General features: G+C 59.4%; 14 protein-coding genes and 1 tRNA gene. 12 read left to right on the top strand and 3 right to left on the bottom strand.

What is annotated here, in order from left to right:
- Nucleotides 1-31 precede the first annotated feature (31 nt).
- The 7 genes from RS75_RS04930 to RS75_RS04960 all read left to right on the top strand — a co-directional run bounded on the left by RS75_RS04930 (nucleotide 32) and on the right by RS75_RS04960 (nucleotide 7,386).
- Nucleotides 32-1,858, top strand: a complete 1,827-nt coding sequence (locus RS75_RS04930; protein ID WP_045017982.1) for a sensor histidine kinase — start codon at nucleotides 32-34, stop codon at nucleotides 1,856-1,858.
- A complete protein-coding gene (locus tag RS75_RS04935; protein ID WP_045017984.1) occupies nucleotides 1,855-3,201 on the top strand; it encodes a sigma-54-dependent transcriptional regulator in 1,347 nt (448 codons plus the stop codon). Before RS75_RS04930 ends, RS75_RS04935 begins: the two co-directional genes overlap by 4 nt.
- Before the next feature lie 197 nt (nucleotides 3,202-3,398).
- The gene (locus RS75_RS04940; protein WP_045018337.1) at nucleotides 3,399-4,382 is read left to right on the top strand and encodes a tripartite tricarboxylate transporter substrate-binding protein; all 984 of its coding nucleotides are present in this window, start codon (nucleotides 3,399-3,401) and stop codon (nucleotides 4,380-4,382) included.
- 98 nt (nucleotides 4,383-4,480) lie between these two features.
- Nucleotides 4,481-4,942, top strand: a complete 462-nt coding sequence (locus RS75_RS04945) for a tripartite tricarboxylate transporter TctB family protein (RefSeq protein ID WP_045017986.1) — start codon at nucleotides 4,481-4,483, stop codon at nucleotides 4,940-4,942.
- An 8-nt stretch (nucleotides 4,943-4,950) separates the two neighbouring features.
- Complete coding sequence (locus tag RS75_RS04950) at nucleotides 4,951-6,456, top strand: tripartite tricarboxylate transporter permease (RefSeq protein ID WP_045017988.1); 1,506 nt, start codon at nucleotides 4,951-4,953, stop codon at nucleotides 6,454-6,456.
- Nucleotides 6,457-6,608: 152 nt separating this feature from the next.
- Complete coding sequence (locus RS75_RS04955; RefSeq protein ID WP_045017990.1) at nucleotides 6,609-6,821, top strand: SlyX family protein; 213 nt, start codon at nucleotides 6,609-6,611, stop codon at nucleotides 6,819-6,821.
- Nucleotides 6,822-6,834: 13 nt separating this feature from the next.
- A complete protein-coding gene (locus tag RS75_RS04960; RefSeq protein WP_045017992.1) occupies nucleotides 6,835-7,386 on the top strand; it encodes a DUF924 family protein in 552 nt (183 codons plus the stop codon).
- Nucleotides 7,387-7,453: 67 nt separating this feature from the next.
- Here the strand turns inward: RS75_RS04960 and dnaJ are convergent, their stop codons facing one another.
- From dnaJ to RS75_RS04975, 3 genes are all read right to left on the bottom strand, one after another.
- Nucleotides 7,454-8,587, bottom strand: a complete 1,134-nt coding sequence (dnaJ, locus tag RS75_RS04965; RefSeq protein WP_045017995.1) for a molecular chaperone DnaJ — start codon at nucleotides 8,585-8,587, stop codon at nucleotides 7,454-7,456.
- A 90-nt stretch (nucleotides 8,588-8,677) separates the two neighbouring features.
- Entirely contained in the window at nucleotides 8,678-10,582 is a 1,905-nt protein-coding gene (gene dnaK / locus RS75_RS04970) for a molecular chaperone DnaK (RefSeq protein ID WP_045017997.1), read from the bottom strand.
- Between the two features lie 286 nt (nucleotides 10,583-10,868).
- Nucleotides 10,869-10,958, bottom strand: a tRNA-Ser gene (locus RS75_RS04975).
- A gap of 220 nt (nucleotides 10,959-11,178) precedes the next feature.
- On the opposite strand from RS75_RS04975, the gene RS75_RS04980 reads away from it, so the two are divergent.
- From RS75_RS04980 to RS75_RS05000, 5 genes are all read left to right on the top strand, one after another.
- The gene (locus RS75_RS04980) at nucleotides 11,179-11,496 is read left to right on the top strand and encodes a hypothetical protein (protein WP_045018339.1); all 318 of its coding nucleotides are present in this window, start codon (nucleotides 11,179-11,181) and stop codon (nucleotides 11,494-11,496) included.
- 64 nt (nucleotides 11,497-11,560) lie between these two features.
- Nucleotides 11,561-12,211, top strand: a complete 651-nt coding sequence (gene msrA, locus RS75_RS04985; RefSeq protein ID WP_045017999.1) for a peptide-methionine (S)-S-oxide reductase MsrA — start codon at nucleotides 11,561-11,563, stop codon at nucleotides 12,209-12,211.
- Between the two features lie 213 nt (nucleotides 12,212-12,424).
- Complete coding sequence (locus RS75_RS04990; RefSeq protein ID WP_045018001.1) at nucleotides 12,425-13,417, top strand: BMP family lipoprotein; 993 nt, start codon at nucleotides 12,425-12,427, stop codon at nucleotides 13,415-13,417.
- 83 nt (nucleotides 13,418-13,500) lie between these two features.
- Nucleotides 13,501-15,006: an ABC transporter ATP-binding protein gene (locus RS75_RS04995; RefSeq protein ID WP_045018003.1), complete on the top strand. Its 1,506-nt coding sequence runs from the start codon at nucleotides 13,501-13,503 to the stop codon at nucleotides 15,004-15,006.
- A 7-nt stretch (nucleotides 15,007-15,013) separates the two neighbouring features.
- Nucleotides 15,014-16,117, top strand: coding sequence for an ABC transporter permease (locus RS75_RS05000; RefSeq protein ID WP_045018005.1), 1,104 nt, complete (start codon nucleotides 15,014-15,016; stop codon nucleotides 16,115-16,117).
- Nucleotides 16,118-16,122: the final 5 nt, after the last annotated feature.

Consider the following 16,122-nt stretch of genomic DNA (forward strand, 5'->3'; position numbering starts at 1 on the left):
GCCTGGTGCCTGCAACGGGAGGGGAGCTTCGGTGAAATATCGCTGGATTTTGGTGTTGCTTCTCAGCCTCGGCCTCGGTTACGGCGCCGTGACGAGGGGTAGCGGCATTATCGCGGAAAGCTACTTCGGTGAAGTGTCCGATCAGGGCCGCACCACCCTCAGGCTGGCTGTCTCGGCTCTCGGCGGACTTCTGAGCCGTTACGAACCGTTGCCCGCCCTGATCGCCGATCACGACGACATCGAGGAGCTTGTCGCGCATCCACAGGATGAGGCATTGCGCCAGCGCGCCAATGTCTATCTCAAATCCATCAACACCCTGCTGGAATCGTCCGATATCTATATCATCACGCTGGACGGGGAGACGATCGCCGCCAGCAACTACGATGGACCCACGAGCTTCGTTGGCGAGAATTTCAGCTACCGTCCCTATTTTCAGGACGCGGCGAAGGGCTTCCAGTCGCGCTTCTTCGCGCTCGGCACGACCTCCCACAAACGCGGCTATTATTTTTCTGCACCTATCCTTTTCGAAGAGGAGATCAAGGGCGTCATCGTCTTCAAGGTCGATATCGAAGGCATAGAGGCATCGTTCGGCGATGGTGAAAACCGTATCCTCGTATCGGATCCGGAAGGCATCATCTTCATGACCGGAACCCCGCAATGGCTTTATTCCGGCCTGATGCCGCTGACGCCAGAAAGGCTTGCGCGCACAGCGGCGTCCCGCCGTTATGCCAATGCCGATCTGAAGGAACTGCCGCTGAAAAACGGCAACTTCGGCAGCCACCGGCTGATGACGATCACCCAGAATGACGGCGAGAGAGAGTATCTCGTCCTCTCGCAGCCGATGCCCGACGCAGGCTGGACCGTCAGCGTGATGATCGATACCGGCTCGCTCAGAACGCAGGTCAAGACGGCGATGATCGCGATCATCCTCTGCCTGTGTCTTGCCGCTGCCCTGATCGCGGCCATGCTGCAAAGACGGCGGCGTCTGCGCGAACGCCTGATCCATCAGGCGGAGGCACAGGCGGAGCTGGAGCGCCGCGTGGAGGAACGTACGGCCGATCTGGCGCGTGTGAACCGGGAGATCGAACACGAGATCGCCGAGCGCCGCCAGACGGAGAAACAGCTGCGCAAGATGCAGAACGATCTGGTGCAGGCGGGCAAGCTTGCCGCACTCGGCCAGATGTCGGCGGCGCTGTCGCATGAGTTCAATCAGCCGCTCGCCGCCGCCAAAAACTACGCGGAAAACGCCTCGCTACTGGTGGAGCGGGGGCGTCTGGAGGAGGTGACGGAAAATCTCAGGCGCATCTCGGGCCTCATCGACCGCATGGCGTCGATCAGCAGGCACCTGAGGAATTTCGCGCGTAAGCCCAACGAGAAAATGGCCGCCGTCAGTTTGGACGCCGTGCTTCGCGACACGCTGGAAATTGTCGGCGCGCGGCTGAAGGCCGCCGATGCAGTGCTGGATATCGATCTCGGCCCGATGCCGCTTGCGGTGAAGGCCGGGTCGGTACGGCTGCAGCAGGTGCTCGTCAACATCATATCCAATGCCGCCGATGCGGTGGAAGGCCGCGAGGATCGCCGCATAGCGCTGCAGGCGGTGCTGCACGGTCAGACGGTGTCGATTTTTGTTCGCGACCGTGGGCCTGGCGTTCCCGAGGCGATTTCGGAGCGCATCTTCGATCCCTTCTTCACCACCAAGGGCGTGGGGCGCGGCCTCGGTCTGGGCCTTTCAATCTCCTACAATATCATCAAGGATTTCGGCGGCCAGCTGCGGGTCAGAAACCATGAAGAAGGCGGCGCGGAGTTCGAGATCGAATTGCCCGCTGCCGCTTATCGCGTGGAGGCGGCTGCGGAATGACCATGTCGCGGGTTCTGTTGATCGATGATGAGGAGGAACTGCGCTTCTCCACGGCGCAGGCGCTGGAGCTTTCCGGTTTCGCGGTCACCATGCTGGCGAGTGCGGAACATGCGCTCGAACTCATCGGCTACAGCTTCGATGGCGTCGTGGTCAGCGATATCAGAATGCCGGGCATGGATGGCATGACGCTGTTGCAGAAGGTGAGAGAGCTTGACCCGGAAATACCGGTTATCCTGATGACGGGCCATGGAGATGTGCAGCTTGCGGTCAACGCCATGCGCAACGGCGCCTATGACTTCATCGAAAAGCCGTTCACCCCGCAATATCTCGCCGGCATCATCAAAAGGGCCAATGACCGGCGGGCGCTGGTGCTGGAAAACCGCCGTCTGAAGGCGGTTGCCGGCAAGCATGACGATCTCGAAACGCGTCTGCCGGGCAGAACCCAGGTCATGGTCGATCTGCGCTACCGCATTCGCGCCATCGGTGCGACGGACGCCGATACGCTCATCGTCGGCGATACCGGTGCGGGCAAGGAGGTGGTGGCGCGGGCGCTTCACGATATCAGCGCTAGAGCCAACCGACCCTTCGTGGCGATCAATTGCGCCGCCCTTCCGCAAACGCTGATCGAAAGCGAGCTGTTCGGCCATGAGGCGGGCGCTTTTCCCGGCGCGCTCCGCCCGCGCTACGGCAAGTTCGAGCATGCCCGTGGCGGCACCATCCTGCTGGACGAGATCGGCTCCATGCCCTTCGAATTGCAGGGCCGGTTCCTGCGCGTGTTACAGGAAAGGGTTATTACCCGTCTCGGTTCCAATGAAACCGTCGAACTCGATGTCCGTTTCATCGCCACCAGCAAGGTGGATCTGGAGCAGGAAGTCGCGGCTGGGCGGTTCCGTGCCGACCTTCTCTATCGTCTGAACGTGGCGACGCTTCTGGTACCGTCCCTGTCGCAGCGCAGCGCCGATATACCGCTGCTTTTCCTGCATCTGGTGCGCGAAGCCGCCGCCCGTTATGGACGGGAAGACATGGAGGTTCCGCAGCATCTGCTTTCAGTCATTTCCCTGCGCGAATGGCCGGGCAATGTGCGTGAATTGCGCAATGCGGCGGACCGTTTCGTTCTCGGTCTGGAAAGCGATGTTTCCGAAACGTCGATGCCATTTGAGGATGACGGCAAGGCGGTACTCGCGGCACGGGTCGCCGCTTATGAAAAAAGCCTGATCGCGCGGGCGATCGCCGTTCATGGCGGGAATCTGAAGTCCGTCTACGAAGGTCTCGGCATCTCGCGCAAAACGCTTTACGAAAAAATGCAGAAACACGGGCTGCATCGGCATATGACCGAGGTGTAGTGGGTGGATTTCCACCCATGGATCAGCCTGTATGTGTCGAAATCCACCCATTGCCATCCAGGAGAGCGATAAAAGCGCATCTCGCAACAAGACTGTCGTTGCTGAACAATGATTCCGGATCGCAAATAACCCACCCCGGTCGCCATGGAGGAGCATGTGCGGCTGAAGTGGCGAACATTTTCATCCGGGAGGAATCGATGAAAATACTGAAGACAGTTACCGGCCTTGCCGCCGCCGCTGCCGTTTCCCTTTTTGCGCTTTCCGCATCCGCTCAGAACTATCCCGAGCGCAACATCACCATGGTCATACCCTTTGCCGCCGGTGGCCCGACGGATACGGTCGCGCGTCTTGTCGCCGAAGCCATGTCGAAGGATCTCGGCCGGCAGATCATCGTCGAAAATGTCGGCGGCGCGGGTGGCACGCTGGGTGCCGGGCGCGTGGCGGCGGCCGATGCGGACGGTTACACCGTTCTCCTGCACCATATCGGTATGGCGACGAGCGCCACGCTCTATCGCAAGCTCGCTTATGATACCCTGAATGCGTTCGAATATGTCGGTCTGGTCACGGAAGTGCCGATGACCATCCTGTCGCGCAAGAACCTCGAGACCAAGGACCTCAAGGATCTGATCGAATACGCCAAGGCGAACAAGGACAAGGTCACCGTTGCCAATGCCGGCATCGGCGCCGCCTCGCATCTGTGCGGCATGTTGTTCATGAGCGCCATCGAGACACCGCTCGTCACCGTTCCCTATAAGGGCACAGGCCCGGCAATGACCGATCTGCTCGGCGGACAGGTCGACATCATGTGCGACCAGACCACCAATACCACCAAGCAAATCCAGGGCGGAACCGTGAAAGCCTATGCCGTGACCACGGCCAAGCGGCTCGACGTGCTGCCCGACGTGCCGACTGCGGCAGAGGCGGGTCTGTCGAACTTTGAAGTGGGCATCTGGCACGGCATCTACACGCCGAAGGGTACGCCTGCCGAAATCAACGAGAAGCTCTCCAAGTCGCTTCAGGTGGCGCTGAAGGACAAGAATGTCGCTGCCCGTTTTGCCGAACTCGGCACCACGCCTTCGGCCGAAAACGATGCGACGCCCGCAGCTCTAAAAGCCAAGCTCGAAAGCGAAATCGCTCGCTGGAAGCCGGTAATCGAGTCCGCCGGCCAATATGCCGACTGATGGTCAAAGCATTGCCGGCGGCACCCTGCCGCCGGCCTTTGCCGTCATTTTAACGCGCGGAACGGTGTGTCACCGGCCGCAGTGGAGGGGCATCTTTCATGAAGTCGTTTTTCATTGACCCTGCCGAAGCTGCCTGCGGGGCAATTTTCATCGGTCTCGGCGCTTTTTTCGCCTTGCAGTCATTCGGGCTTGAAATCGGGACCGCCTTTCGCATGGGCCCGGGCTATTTTCCGCTTGTCCTGGCGACCGTGCTGATCCTGCTCGGCGGCGTTATATTTCTGCGGTCGACGCGCGTTCAGGGCGAGGCCATCGGCGCCATCGCCTGGCGAGGAATATTCTTCATCCTGCCGGCGCCCATCTTTTTCGGTCTGACGGTGCGAGGGCTCGGCTTCGTGCCGGCGCTGTTTTTCAGCGCGCTCATCGCAGCTTTCGCCTCGCATAAGATGAGCCCGGTCATGGCGGTGCTGCTTTCCACAGCCATCACGGTCTTTTCAGTGGCGGTATTTGAATATGGTCTCGGTCTGCCGTTCCAGCAGTTCGGCCCCTGGCTTAAATTTTGAGGTCTGCGATGGATTTGTTCAATAATCTCGCACTCGGTTTCGCCACGGCATCGTCCCTGGAAAACCTTTTTTTCTGCCTGATCGGCGTGCTGCTCGGCACCCTGATCGGCGTACTGCCCGGTATCGGCGCGACGGCGACCATCGCCATGCTGTTGCCGATCACCTTTCAACTCGAGCCCGTTTCGTCGCTCATCATGCTCGCCGGCATTTATTACGGCGCGCAATATGGCGGCTCCACCACGGCAATCCTCATCAACATGCCGGGTGAATCCTCCTCTGCCGTCACCGCCATCGACGGTTATCAGATGGCGCGCAAGGGTAAAGCGGGGGCCGCACTTGCGATTGCCGCCATCGGTTCGTTTTTTGCCGGTACGGTGTCCACTTTCCTCGTGGCGATCTTCGCACCGCCCTTGACGGCGATTGCCCTGGAGTTTGGTGCTGCGGAATATTTCTCGCTGATGGTCGTCGGCCTCGTCTCGTCCATCGCGCTTGCCCATGGCTCTATCGTCAAGGCGCTGGCCATGGTCGTGCTCGGCCTGCTGCTCGGTCTTGTTGGCACGGATATCTATAGCGGCACGCCCCGCTTCACCCTCGGCATCCGTGAATATGCCGATGGCCTGAACTTCGTGGCCGTGGCCGTCGGCGTGTTCGGTATCGCAGAAATCCTGCGCAATCTCGAAAACGAGCGCACCCGTTCGGTGCTGATCGCCAAGGTCAGCAGCCTGATGCCGACGAAGGAGGACTTCAAGCAGATGATCGGCCCCGTGCTGCGTGGCACGGCCATCGGTTCGGCGCTGGGCATCCTGCCCGGCGGTGGGGCTATCCTCGCGGCCTTCGCATCCTACACGGTGGAGAAACGCGTCTCCAAACATCCGGAGGAGTTCGGCCACGGTGCGGTTGCCGGTGTCGCTGGTCCCGAATCCGCCAACAATGCCGGTGCCCAAACCTCCTTCATCCCGCTTCTCACGCTCGGCATTCCGGCCAATCCCGTGATGGCGCTGATGATCGGAGCGATGATCATTCAGGGCATCGTGCCGGGCCCGAACGTCGCCATCGAGCAGCCGGCGCTGTTCTGGGGCATCATCGCATCCATGTGGATCGGCAATCTGATGCTCGTCATCCTCAATCTGCCCCTGATCGGGCTGTGGGTGAAGCTGCTGACGGTGCCCTATTATGTGCTTTTCCCCATCATCATGGCTTTCTGCGCCATCGGGGTCTACAGCGTCAATTCCAACGTCTTCGACCTCTATGCCGTCGCCTTCTTCGGTTTCATCGGCTATGTGCTGGTGAAGCTGCGCTGCGAGCCTGCGCCGCTGCTCTTGGGCTTCGTGCTTGGCCCGCTGCTGGAGGAAAACCTGCGGCGCGCGATGATCCTGTCGCGCGGCGATCCCAGCACCTTCGTCACCCGGCCGATCAGCGCCACCCTGCTTTTCATTGCCCTGGCCGTGCTGATCGTCGTCTTCCTGCCAAGCGTGAAGGCCAAACGCGAACAGGTCTTCGTAGAAGAGGACTGAGCGAAATCGAAAAATTCAGAACGCCGGTGACGGAAACGTCGCCGGCGTTTCTGCGTTGACGGGATCGGTGTGACGAATCCGGTTCACGAAAGCGGCATATGGTTGACTTGAGGCTTTTTAGGGCGAAGGAAGAGCGGGAAAGAGAGGTCGATATGACGTCGGAAACCGAAAAACGGATCATTGCGCTTGAGGAAACGATCGCGCATCAGGCGAAGGCCATAGAGGAACTGTCCGACCAGCTGACGGAACAGTGGAAGGTGGTGGAACAGGCCCGCGCCAAACTCGACCGGTTGACGGAGCGTTTCCTGAGCCTTGAGGAGCAATCGCTGGATGCGCCCGCAATCACCCGGCCGCCGCATTATTGATGAGGAGGACCCGATGAAAAACGACACAGCCGCGCTCGCCCCCGAAATCGTGGATTTCTGGAAGGAGGCGGGACCAGACAAATGGTTCGACAAGGACGCCGCTTTCGACAGCCACTTTCACGACCGTTTTCGCGATGCCCATTTCGCTGCCGCAAGGCGCGAGCTGGACGGCTGGCTGAGCGACGCGGAAAGCAGCCTCGCGCTGATGCTTCTTCTGGATCAGTTTCCACGTAACTGCTTTCGCGGCACAGCGCATATGTATGCGACCGATCCGCTGGCACGCCTGTTCGCCCGCGACGCCATCCGCCGTGGCCACGATCAGGCGGTGAGCGAAGATTTGCGGGTCTTCTTTTATCTGCCCTTTTCGCACGCCGAGAACATTGAGGATCAGGAGCGCGCCTGCACTCTCAACCGGCCGCTTGGCGGGCTTTACCTCCACCACGCCGAACAGCATCGCGACATTGTTGCGCGTTTCGGCCGCTTTCCGCATCGCAACGGCATATTGCTGCGTGAAACGACGGCGGAAGAACGGCAATATCTGGATGAGGGCGGTTTTACCGGCTGACCTGGAAACAGAAACGCCGCCTGTCCCGAAAGACGGCGGCGTTTTTCACGATGTGAAACGACGATGATCAGCCGTCGAAGAATTCCTTCATCCGGGCAAAGAAACCGGTCGATTCCGGATTATTCTCCTGGGAAGAGAGCTGTTCGAACTCCTGCAACAGCTCGCGCTGGCGCTTGCTGAGCTTCTGCGGCGTCTCGATCTGGATCTGGATGTAGAGATCGCCAGTCTGCGCCGAACGCAGCACCGGCATGCCCTTGCTCTTCAGACGGAACTGCTTGCCGGGCTGGGTGCCTTCCGGAACGGTGACGCGCGACTTCGTGCCGTCGAGCGTCGTGACGTCGAAAGTGCCGCCAAGTGCTGCCGTCGTCATGGAGATCGGCACGGTGCAATAAAGATCGGCGCCATCGCGCTGGAAGAACTCATGCGGACGCACGGACAGGAAGATGTAGAGATCGCCTGCCGGGCCGCCACGCATACCGGCTTCGCCTTCGCCCTGCAGGCGAATGCGGGTGCCATCCTCGATGCCCGAGGGGATGTTGACCGAAAGCGAACGCTCTTCCGTCACGCGGCCCTGGCCATGGCACTTGCCACAGGGATCGGAAATCGTCTGTCCGCGCCCGTGGCAGGTGGGGCAGGTGCGCTCCACCGAGAAGAAGCCCTGTGCTGCGCGCACGCGGCCGGAACCCTGACAGGTGCCGCAGGTCTTGGGCTGCGTGCCGGGTTTTGCGCCCGAACCGGAACAAACGTCGCAGGTGATCGAGGTCGGAACCCTGATCTGCGCCGTCTTGCCGGCGAAGGCTTCTTCCAGCGTGATTTCCATATTGTAGCGAAGGTCGGCCCCGCGCTCACGCCCGCCGGAAGAGCGGCGTGCGCGTCCTCCACCCATCATCTCGCCGAAGATGTCCTCGAATATATCCGAGAAACCGCCATTGGCGAAACCGCCGCCGCCCATGCCGCCGCCGCCCATGCCGCCATTTTCAAACGCAGCGTGGCCGAAACGGTCATAGGCCGCGCGTTTTTGCGGGTCCTTCAGCGTTTCGTAGGCTTCGTTGATTTCCTTGAACTTCCGTTCGGAATCGGCATCATCAGGGTTTTTGTCCGGATGGAATTTCATCGCGAGTTTGCGGAAGGCGCCCTTCAGCTCTTTTTCGTCCGCAGTCCTGCTGACGCCAAGGGTTTCGTAAAAGTCTGCTTTCGCCATTAAGATAACAAGCCTCGCAAATGGATTTCCGGCTGCACGTCGGCAGCCGGATGTCTTGCATATATCGACAGGAGACGGGAAGCCACGCGATTAAGCGGACTTCTTGTCGTCCTTGATTTCCTCATAGTCGGCGTCGACGACGTCGTCCTTGCCGCCTTCCGCAGAAGCATCACCGGCCTCGGCCTGCTGCGCTTCGTAGATGGCCTGACCGAGCTTCATGGAAACTTCCATGAGGGTCTGGGTCTTGGCCTGAATGTCATCTGCATCCGGTTCGGAAGCTTCAATGGCGGTCTTCAGGCTGGCAATGGCGTCTTCGATGGCCTTGCGGTCGGTTTCGGAAACCTTGTCGCCATATTCCTTCACCGATTTCTCGGTGGAGTGAACGAGGCTTTCGGCCTGGTTCTTCGCCTCGACGCCCGCACGACGCTTCTTGTCGGTCTCGGCATTGGCTTCAGCGTCCTTCACCATCTTCTCGATGTCGGCGTCAGACAGACCACCGGAGGCCTGGATGCGGATCTGCTGTTCCTTGCCGGTGCCCTTGTCTTTCGCCGAAACCTGCACGATGCCGTTGGCGTCGATATCGAAGGTCACTTCGATCTGCGGAACGCCGCGCGGTGCCGGCGGCAGGCCAACGAGGTCGAACTGGCCGAGCAGCTTGTTGTCCTGTGCCATTTCGCGCTCGCCCTGCGAGACGCGGATCGTCACGGCCGACTGGCTGTCTTCGGCGGTCGAGAAGGTCTGGCTCTTCTTCGTCGGGATCGTCGTGTTGCGATCGATCAGGCGGGTGAAGACGCCACCCAGCGTTTCGATGCCGAGCGACAGCGGGGTCACGTCGAGCAGCAGAACGTCCTTGACGTCGCCCTGCAGAACACCGGCCTGAATGGCAGCGCCCATGGCAACCACTTCATCGGGGTTCACGCCCTTATGCGGCTCCTTGCCGAACAACTGCTTGACGACTTCCTGCACCTTCGGCATGCGGCTCATGCCACCGACCAGCACGACTTCATCGATCTCGGCAGCGGTAACGCCGGCATCCTTGAGGGCTGCCTTGCACGGTGCGACAGTGCGCTGCACCAGATCGTCCACCAGGCTTTCGAACTTGGCGCGGGTCAGCTTCAGCGTCAGATGCTTCGGACCGGAAGCGTCAGCCGTGATGAACGGCAGGTTGATTTCGGTCTGCTGCGAGGACGAAAGTTCGATCTTCGCCTTTTCGGCAGCTTCCTTGAGGCGCTGCAGAGCGAGCTTGTCGTTCTTCAGGTCGATGCCCTGATCCTTCTTGAACTCACCGGCCAGATATTCGACCAGACGCATGTCGAAGTCTTCACCACCGAGGAAAGTATCGCCATTGGTGGATTTCACTTCGAAAACGCCGTCGCCGATTTCCAGAACGGAAATATCGAAGGTGCCGCCGCCAAGGTCGTAAACGGCGATGGTCTTGCCTTCCTTCTTGTCGAGGCCATAGGCGAGTGCGGCCGCAGTCGGCTCGTTGATGATGCGCAGGACTTCAAGACCGGCGATGCGGCCGGCATCCTTGGTTGCCTGGCGCTGGGCGTCATTGAAATAGGCCGGAACGGTGATGACGGCCTTCTCGACCTTTTCACCGAGATAGGATTCAGCCGTTTCCTTCATCTTCTGAAGGATCATCGCGGAAATCTGCGAAGGGGAATAGTTCTTGTCCTGCGCCTTCACCCATGCATCGCCATTGTCGCCATTGACGATTTCAAAGGGAACGAGGGCCTTGTCCTTTTCGACGGTCGGGTCTTCGTAACGACGGCCGATGAGGCGCTTGACCGCAAACAGGGTGTTGGTCGGGTTGGTGACCGCCTGGCGCTTTGCCGGCTGGCCGACAAGGCGTTCGCCATCGTCGGAAAATGCCACCATGGACGGTGTCGTGCGCGCGCCTTCCGCGTTTTCGATCACCTTAATGTCCTTGCCATCCATCACCGCCACGCAGGAATTGGTTGTGCCAAGGTCGATACCGATTACTTTTGCCATGCTCTTCTCTCCTTGAAGCGAGATGTCGGAACCCCGTGAGGCATTCCATTGACAACTCCTTGACTTGGATTTGCAGTATTCGCTGCAGTTCTGCGGCGTATATAAGGAGCGATTTTTCCTGCTGCAAGGCGCAAGAGAGGGTGAAGCGCAGCAAAAAAGCGGATGAAACCCTTGTCTGTGCAGAAGCATAGCCACCAACGCTCGCGCGAGCGGAAAAACGCGACTTTGACGGCACGTTTCGCGGGCAATGGCAAAGATTGGTTGTATCGGTGAGGATGAGGTGAAATGGCGGACAGGGTGGGATTCGAACCCACGGTACGCTTTCACGCACACACGCGTTCCAGGCGTGCGCCTTAAACCACTCGGCCACCTGTCCTTTTTTCAAATCTGCATGTTTTGAAGAATGCAAATCACTGGAACGGCGCGATATATACCGATGAATTCGCAGGGATCAACACGAATCTGACAGTTTTTTGAATTGTCGGCAATTTCCTGCGTTCCAATGCGATTGCAAACCGGTTTTCCCACCTTTATCGATGCAATATATGTTTCAGAATGTGGCCGTCGAAGCGATGGGCCTTAACCGAGGTGTCCTGATGAAAGCTTTTTTGCGGTTTTTGAGCTTTCTTCTCCTCATTGCGGCGGTTTTCCTCGGCGTGCTCGATTCGATCCGCTCGGTTTCCACATCCTCGGTCAACATCACCGGCATCCTGTCCGTCTGGAACTATCTTCTTCCTGCCTCGCGCACCATGGTGGAAGCGGCCATGGCTCACTATATTCACCCTGAAGCGTGGCGCTTCATTGAAAATGCCCTGTCGGGACTGCCCGCATTTGCTTTTTTCCTCGCGCTGTCCCTGCTTTGCTGGATGGCCGGTTACAGGAAGCGCAAAATGATGAGGCGCTCACCAGTCTGACGGGGAACGGCGCCCGCAGATGTGAAACATGACAAGCGGCGGAACTGGCCGCACGGAGGACCGAATGTTCCTGTTCGATACGCTTTCAAAAAAGACGACGATGCCGACCGAAGAAACGGCCTTGCCCGGCCGTGAAGAGGCGCTCGCGGTGCCGGAAACCCATTTCGTGAATGGCCGGCCCTTGAAAGGGCCTTATCCGGATGGTTTCGAAACCATCTATCTTGGCATGGGCTGCTTCTGGGGCGCGGAACGGCTGTTCTGGAAAACGCCGGGCGTGTGGGTGACGGCGGTGGGTTATGCCGGCGGCTTCACCCGCAACCCCACCTATCACGAGACGACGACCGGCCAAACCGGTCATGCCGAAGTGGTCAAGGTCGTCTACGATCCGGCTGTGATCTCGCTGTCGGGCCTGCTTAAAATATTCTTCGAGGAGCATGATCCGACTCAAGGGATGCGGCAGGGAAACGACGTCGGCACGACCTATCGTTCCGCTATTTATGCCAATACCGAAGGCCAGTTGCATCAGGCGCAGAAGGCGCACGACGCCTTTCAAAAGGCTTTGGACGAGGCGGGCCATGGCCGCGCCATCACCACCGAAATCGGACCGCTTGAAACGTTTTATTACGCCGAAGACTATCACCAGCAATATCTTGCCAAGAACCCAGGTGGCTACTGCGGCCTCAGGGGAACGGGCGTAAGCTGCAATATCGACTAGATTTTTTGCAGGTTGACCCGGCGGAAAGACCAAAAAAGCGCCAGAATAAAGTTTTTCCACCGGGTCAAAAAAACCGGATGAATTTTTCATTGAGCCATGCAAGGATATGCGCCAAGCACAGCCGGGGAAACGGCTGGCGGTTCCGCAGACAATCCCGGTCAACGGGTTGCGGGAGGACCCTTAAAATATCAATTGCAACAACAGGGCTGCACAATGAAAAAATCCCTTCTGACACTTTTTGCGCTTGCCGCGATGTCGGCTTCCGCGCTTGCCGCCGATATCAAGCCAGCGCTGGTCTATGGCACGGGCGGCAAGTTCGACAAGTCGTTCAACGAAGCCGCTGCGACTGGCGCTGAAAAGTTCAAGGCAGAAACGGGCATCGAGTTCCGCGATTTTGAACCGACGAGCGACACGCAGGGCGAGCAGGCCATCCGCAACTTCGCGAGCAAGGGCTTCAACCCGGTCGTTGCCGTATCCTTCGCCTGGACCTCGGCCATGGAAAAGGTTGCTGCCGAATTCCCGGACACCAAGTTCGTCATCGTCGATTCCGTCGTAGAGCTGCCGAATGTCCGCTCCGTCGTCTACAAGGAGCACGAAGGCTCTTATCTCGTCGGTCTTCTGGCAGGCATGGCCTCCAAGACCGGCAAGGTCGGCTTCATCGGCGGCATGGATATTCCGCTGATCCGCAAATTCGCCTGCGGTTATGCGCAGGGCGCCAAGGCGGCCAACGACAAGATCGAAGTTTTCCAGAACATGACCGGTACCACGGGTGCTGCCTGGAACGATCCGGTGCGCGGCGGTGAACTTACCAAGAACCAGATCGACCAGGGCGCCGACGTGATCTACGCGGCAGCCGGTGCGACCGGTATTGGCGTGTTGCAGACCGCTGCCGACAACAAGAAGTTCTCGATCGGCGTGGATTCCAACCAGAACCACCTGCATCCCGGCTCTGTTCTGACCTCGATGGTCAAGCGCGTCGATCTGGCTGTCTACAACGCCTACAAGGATGCCAAGGATGACAAGTTCACCCCCGGCGTCGTTGCACTTGGTGTCAAGGAAGACGGCGTTGCTTACGCGCTTGACGACAACAACAAGGCTCTGATCACGCCCGAGATGACTGCCGCCGTGGATAAGGCCAAGGCCGACATCATTGCCGGCACCGTCAAGGTTCACGACTACATGGCGGATAATTCCTGCCCGAAATGATATGATATGTGTCGGGGGCGCGTGGTGATTTTTCACCTTGCGCCCTTTTCATATCCAGCCTTCGGAGAGGTTTCGGTTTGAGTATGGACCCTGCAATCGAACTCGTGGGCATCGATAAGAAATTCGGTGCCGTTCACGCTAACAAGAATATCAATCTGACCGTTGCCAAGGGTACGATCCACGGCATCATCGGGGAAAACGGCGCGGGGAAATCGACCCTGATGTCGATCCTCTACGGTTTTTACCAGGCCGATGCTGGCGAAATCCGGGTGAATGGCGCGCCGATCACGATCCGCGACAGTCAGGCCGCGATCAATTCAGGCATAGGCATGGTGCATCAGCATTTCATGCTGGTGGAAAATTTCACCGTGCTGGAAAACGTCATGCTGGGCGCGGAAGGTGGCGCATCGCTTGCGAAGGGCCGGGCTTCGGCACGCAGGGAGTTGCAGCGTCTCGAGGACGATTACGGGCTGGAAGTCGATCCGGATGCGGTGATCGAGGAATTGCCGGTCGGCCTGCAACAGCGCGTCGAAATCCTGAAAGCCATGTATCGCGGCGCCGAAATCCTCATTCTCGACGAGCCGACGGGTGTTCTCACGCCTGCGGAGGCCGATCACCTTTTCAAGATCCTCGGCGTCCTGCGCGAGCAGGGCAAGACCGTCATCCTCATCACCCACAAGCTGCGCGAGATCATGGCGATCACGGACTCCGTCTCGGTCATGCGCCGCGGCGAAATGGTGGCGACCCGCAAAACCTCCGAAACCAGCGTCGAGGAACTGGCCGAACTGATGGTCGGCCGTCGTGTGCTGCTCAGGGTGGAAAAGGGCGAGACGACGCCGGGCGAGGTTCTTCTTTCCGTCCGCAATCTCACCGTCAAGGACAGCCGTGGTGTCACCATGGTGGATGATGTGTCGCTCGATGTCCGCGCCGGTGAAATCGTCGGCATCGCCGGTGTGGCGGGCAATGGCCAGTCCGAACTTCTGGAAGCGATCGCGGGCATCCGCAAGCCCCATTCGGGCGAGATATGGGTGGCCGGGCAGAAGGTGGATCGCCCGGATCCGGCGATTTTGCGCGAACTCGGCCTCGCACATATCCCGGAGGACCGCCACCATATGGGCCTGGTGCTGAAATTCGAGGAATATGAAAATTCCATCCTCGGCTATCACCACGACGAGCGTTACGGCAAGGGACCTTTCCTAAACCCCGACGCCATCCGCAGGGGTGCGGTCGAAATGATCGAGAAATACGATATCCGTCCGCCGAACCCGCAGTTGAAGACCGCCAATTTTTCCGGCGGCAACCAGCAGAAGATCGTCGTCGCCCGCGAAATCGAGCGTGACCCGAAGATGCTGATCATCGGCCAGCCCACCCGTGGCGTGGATATCGGCGCCATCGAATTCATCCATCGCCGCATCATTGAAATGCGCGATGCCGGCAAGGCGATTTTGCTGGTTTCGGTCGAGCTCGATGAAATCCGTTCCCTTTCGGACCGGATCATGGTCATGTTCTCCGGGCGTGTCGTTGGAGAAAAAACGGCGGAAGCCGAAGAACAGACGCTGGGCCTGATGATGGCCGGCATCGCCGCATGAGGCATGAATGAGTACCGCTTCCGTACCCCTACCAAACTGGATCAGCTACGGCCTGTTGCCGCTGTTGAACGTCATCACCGCATTTCTGATTTCCGGCCTTGTCGTCTGGTCGATCGGTGAAAACCCGCTGGCGGCGCTTCGTCTGCTGATCGAAGGTGCGCTCGGCCGTGGCGATGCCATCGGCTTCACGCTGTTTTACACGACGAGCTTCATCTTCACCGGCCTCTCCGTCGCGGTCGCCTTCCATGCCGGTTTGTTCAACATCGGTTCCGAGGGGCAGGCCTATATTGGCGGGCTGGGTGCGGCGCTGGTGGCGCTGGCGCTCGACCGTTATGTGCCCTGGTATGTGACGATGCCTTTTGCCGTTATCGGCGCTGCGGTTTTCGGCGCGGCCTGGGCCTTCATTCCGGCCTGGCTGCAGGCAAAACGTGGCAGCCACGTCGTCATCACCACCATCATGTTCAACTTCATTGCAGCGGCCCTGATGGTCTATCTGCTGGTGAACGTGTTGATCGTGCCGGGCAAGATGGCGCCGGAAACGCGCACTTTCCTGCCAGGCGGGCAATTGCCGAAGCTCGACTGGCTGATGGCGCTGTTTGGCCTCAAGCTCGGGCCGGCGCCGTTCAATGTGTCCTTCCTCATCGCGCTGGTGATGTGTTTTCTCGTCTGGGTGCTGATCTGGCGCACCAAGCTCGGTTATGAGATGCGCACGCTCGGCGTCAGCCCTTCCGCCGCCATCTATGCCGGCATTCCCTATGCGCGCACCGTCATCATCGCCATGCTCATTTCCGGCGGCTTGGCTGGCATGATGGCGCTGAACCCGGTCATGGGTGCTTCCGCCCGCCTGCAGGTGGAATTCGTCGGCGGTGCGGGTTTCGTCGGCATCGCCGTGTCGCTGATGGGGCGAAGTCACCCGCTCGGCATTTTGTTTTCGGCGCTGCTGTTCGGCATCCTCTATCAGGGCGGTGCGGATCTCTCTTTTGAGATGCCAAACATTACCCGCGAGATGATCGTGGTGATCCAGGGTCTGGTGATCCTGTTCGCCGGTGCGCTCGAATATATGTACCGGCCGACGATCGTCCGCATCTACCAGCGTTTGGCAAAGGGGTGAGCTGA

Origin of the sequence: Rhizobium nepotum 39/7 (assembly GCF_000949865.1) — a bacterium.
Lineage (GTDB): Bacteria > Pseudomonadota > Alphaproteobacteria > Rhizobiales > Rhizobiaceae > Agrobacterium > Agrobacterium nepotum.

Bases quoted from the DNA above. Each gene is read 5' to 3' on its own strand.
- dnaJ (WP_045017995.1), bottom strand. From the start codon at position 8,587: ATGGCGAAAGCAGACTTTTACGAAACCCTTGGCGTCAGCAGGACTGCG.
- RS75_RS04955 (WP_045017990.1), top strand. From the start codon at position 6,609: ATGACGTCGGAAACCGAAAAACGGATCATTGCGCTTGAGGAAACGATC.
- RS75_RS04940 (WP_045018337.1), top strand. From the start codon at position 3,399: ATGAAAATACTGAAGACAGTTACCGGCCTTGCCGCCGCCGCTGCCGTT.
- RS75_RS04935 (WP_045017984.1), top strand. From the start codon at position 1,855: ATGACCATGTCGCGGGTTCTGTTGATCGATGATGAGGAGGAACTGCGC.
- RS75_RS04950 (WP_045017988.1), top strand. From the start codon at position 4,951: ATGGATTTGTTCAATAATCTCGCACTCGGTTTCGCCACGGCATCGTCC.
- RS75_RS04960 (WP_045017992.1), top strand. From the start codon at position 6,835: ATGAAAAACGACACAGCCGCGCTCGCCCCCGAAATCGTGGATTTCTGG.
- RS75_RS04945 (WP_045017986.1), top strand. From the start codon at position 4,481: ATGAAGTCGTTTTTCATTGACCCTGCCGAAGCTGCCTGCGGGGCAATT.
- RS75_RS04980 (WP_045018339.1), top strand. From the start codon at position 11,179: ATGAAAGCTTTTTTGCGGTTTTTGAGCTTTCTTCTCCTCATTGCGGCG.
- dnaK (WP_045017997.1), bottom strand. From the start codon at position 10,582: ATGGCAAAAGTAATCGGTATCGACCTTGGCACAACCAATTCCTGCGTG.
- msrA (WP_045017999.1), top strand. From the start codon at position 11,561: ATGTTCCTGTTCGATACGCTTTCAAAAAAGACGACGATGCCGACCGAA.
- RS75_RS04995 (WP_045018003.1), top strand. From the start codon at position 13,501: ATGGACCCTGCAATCGAACTCGTGGGCATCGATAAGAAATTCGGTGCC.
- RS75_RS05000 (WP_045018005.1), top strand. From the start codon at position 15,014: ATGAGTACCGCTTCCGTACCCCTACCAAACTGGATCAGCTACGGCCTG.
- RS75_RS04990 (WP_045018001.1), top strand. From the start codon at position 12,425: ATGAAAAAATCCCTTCTGACACTTTTTGCGCTTGCCGCGATGTCGGCT.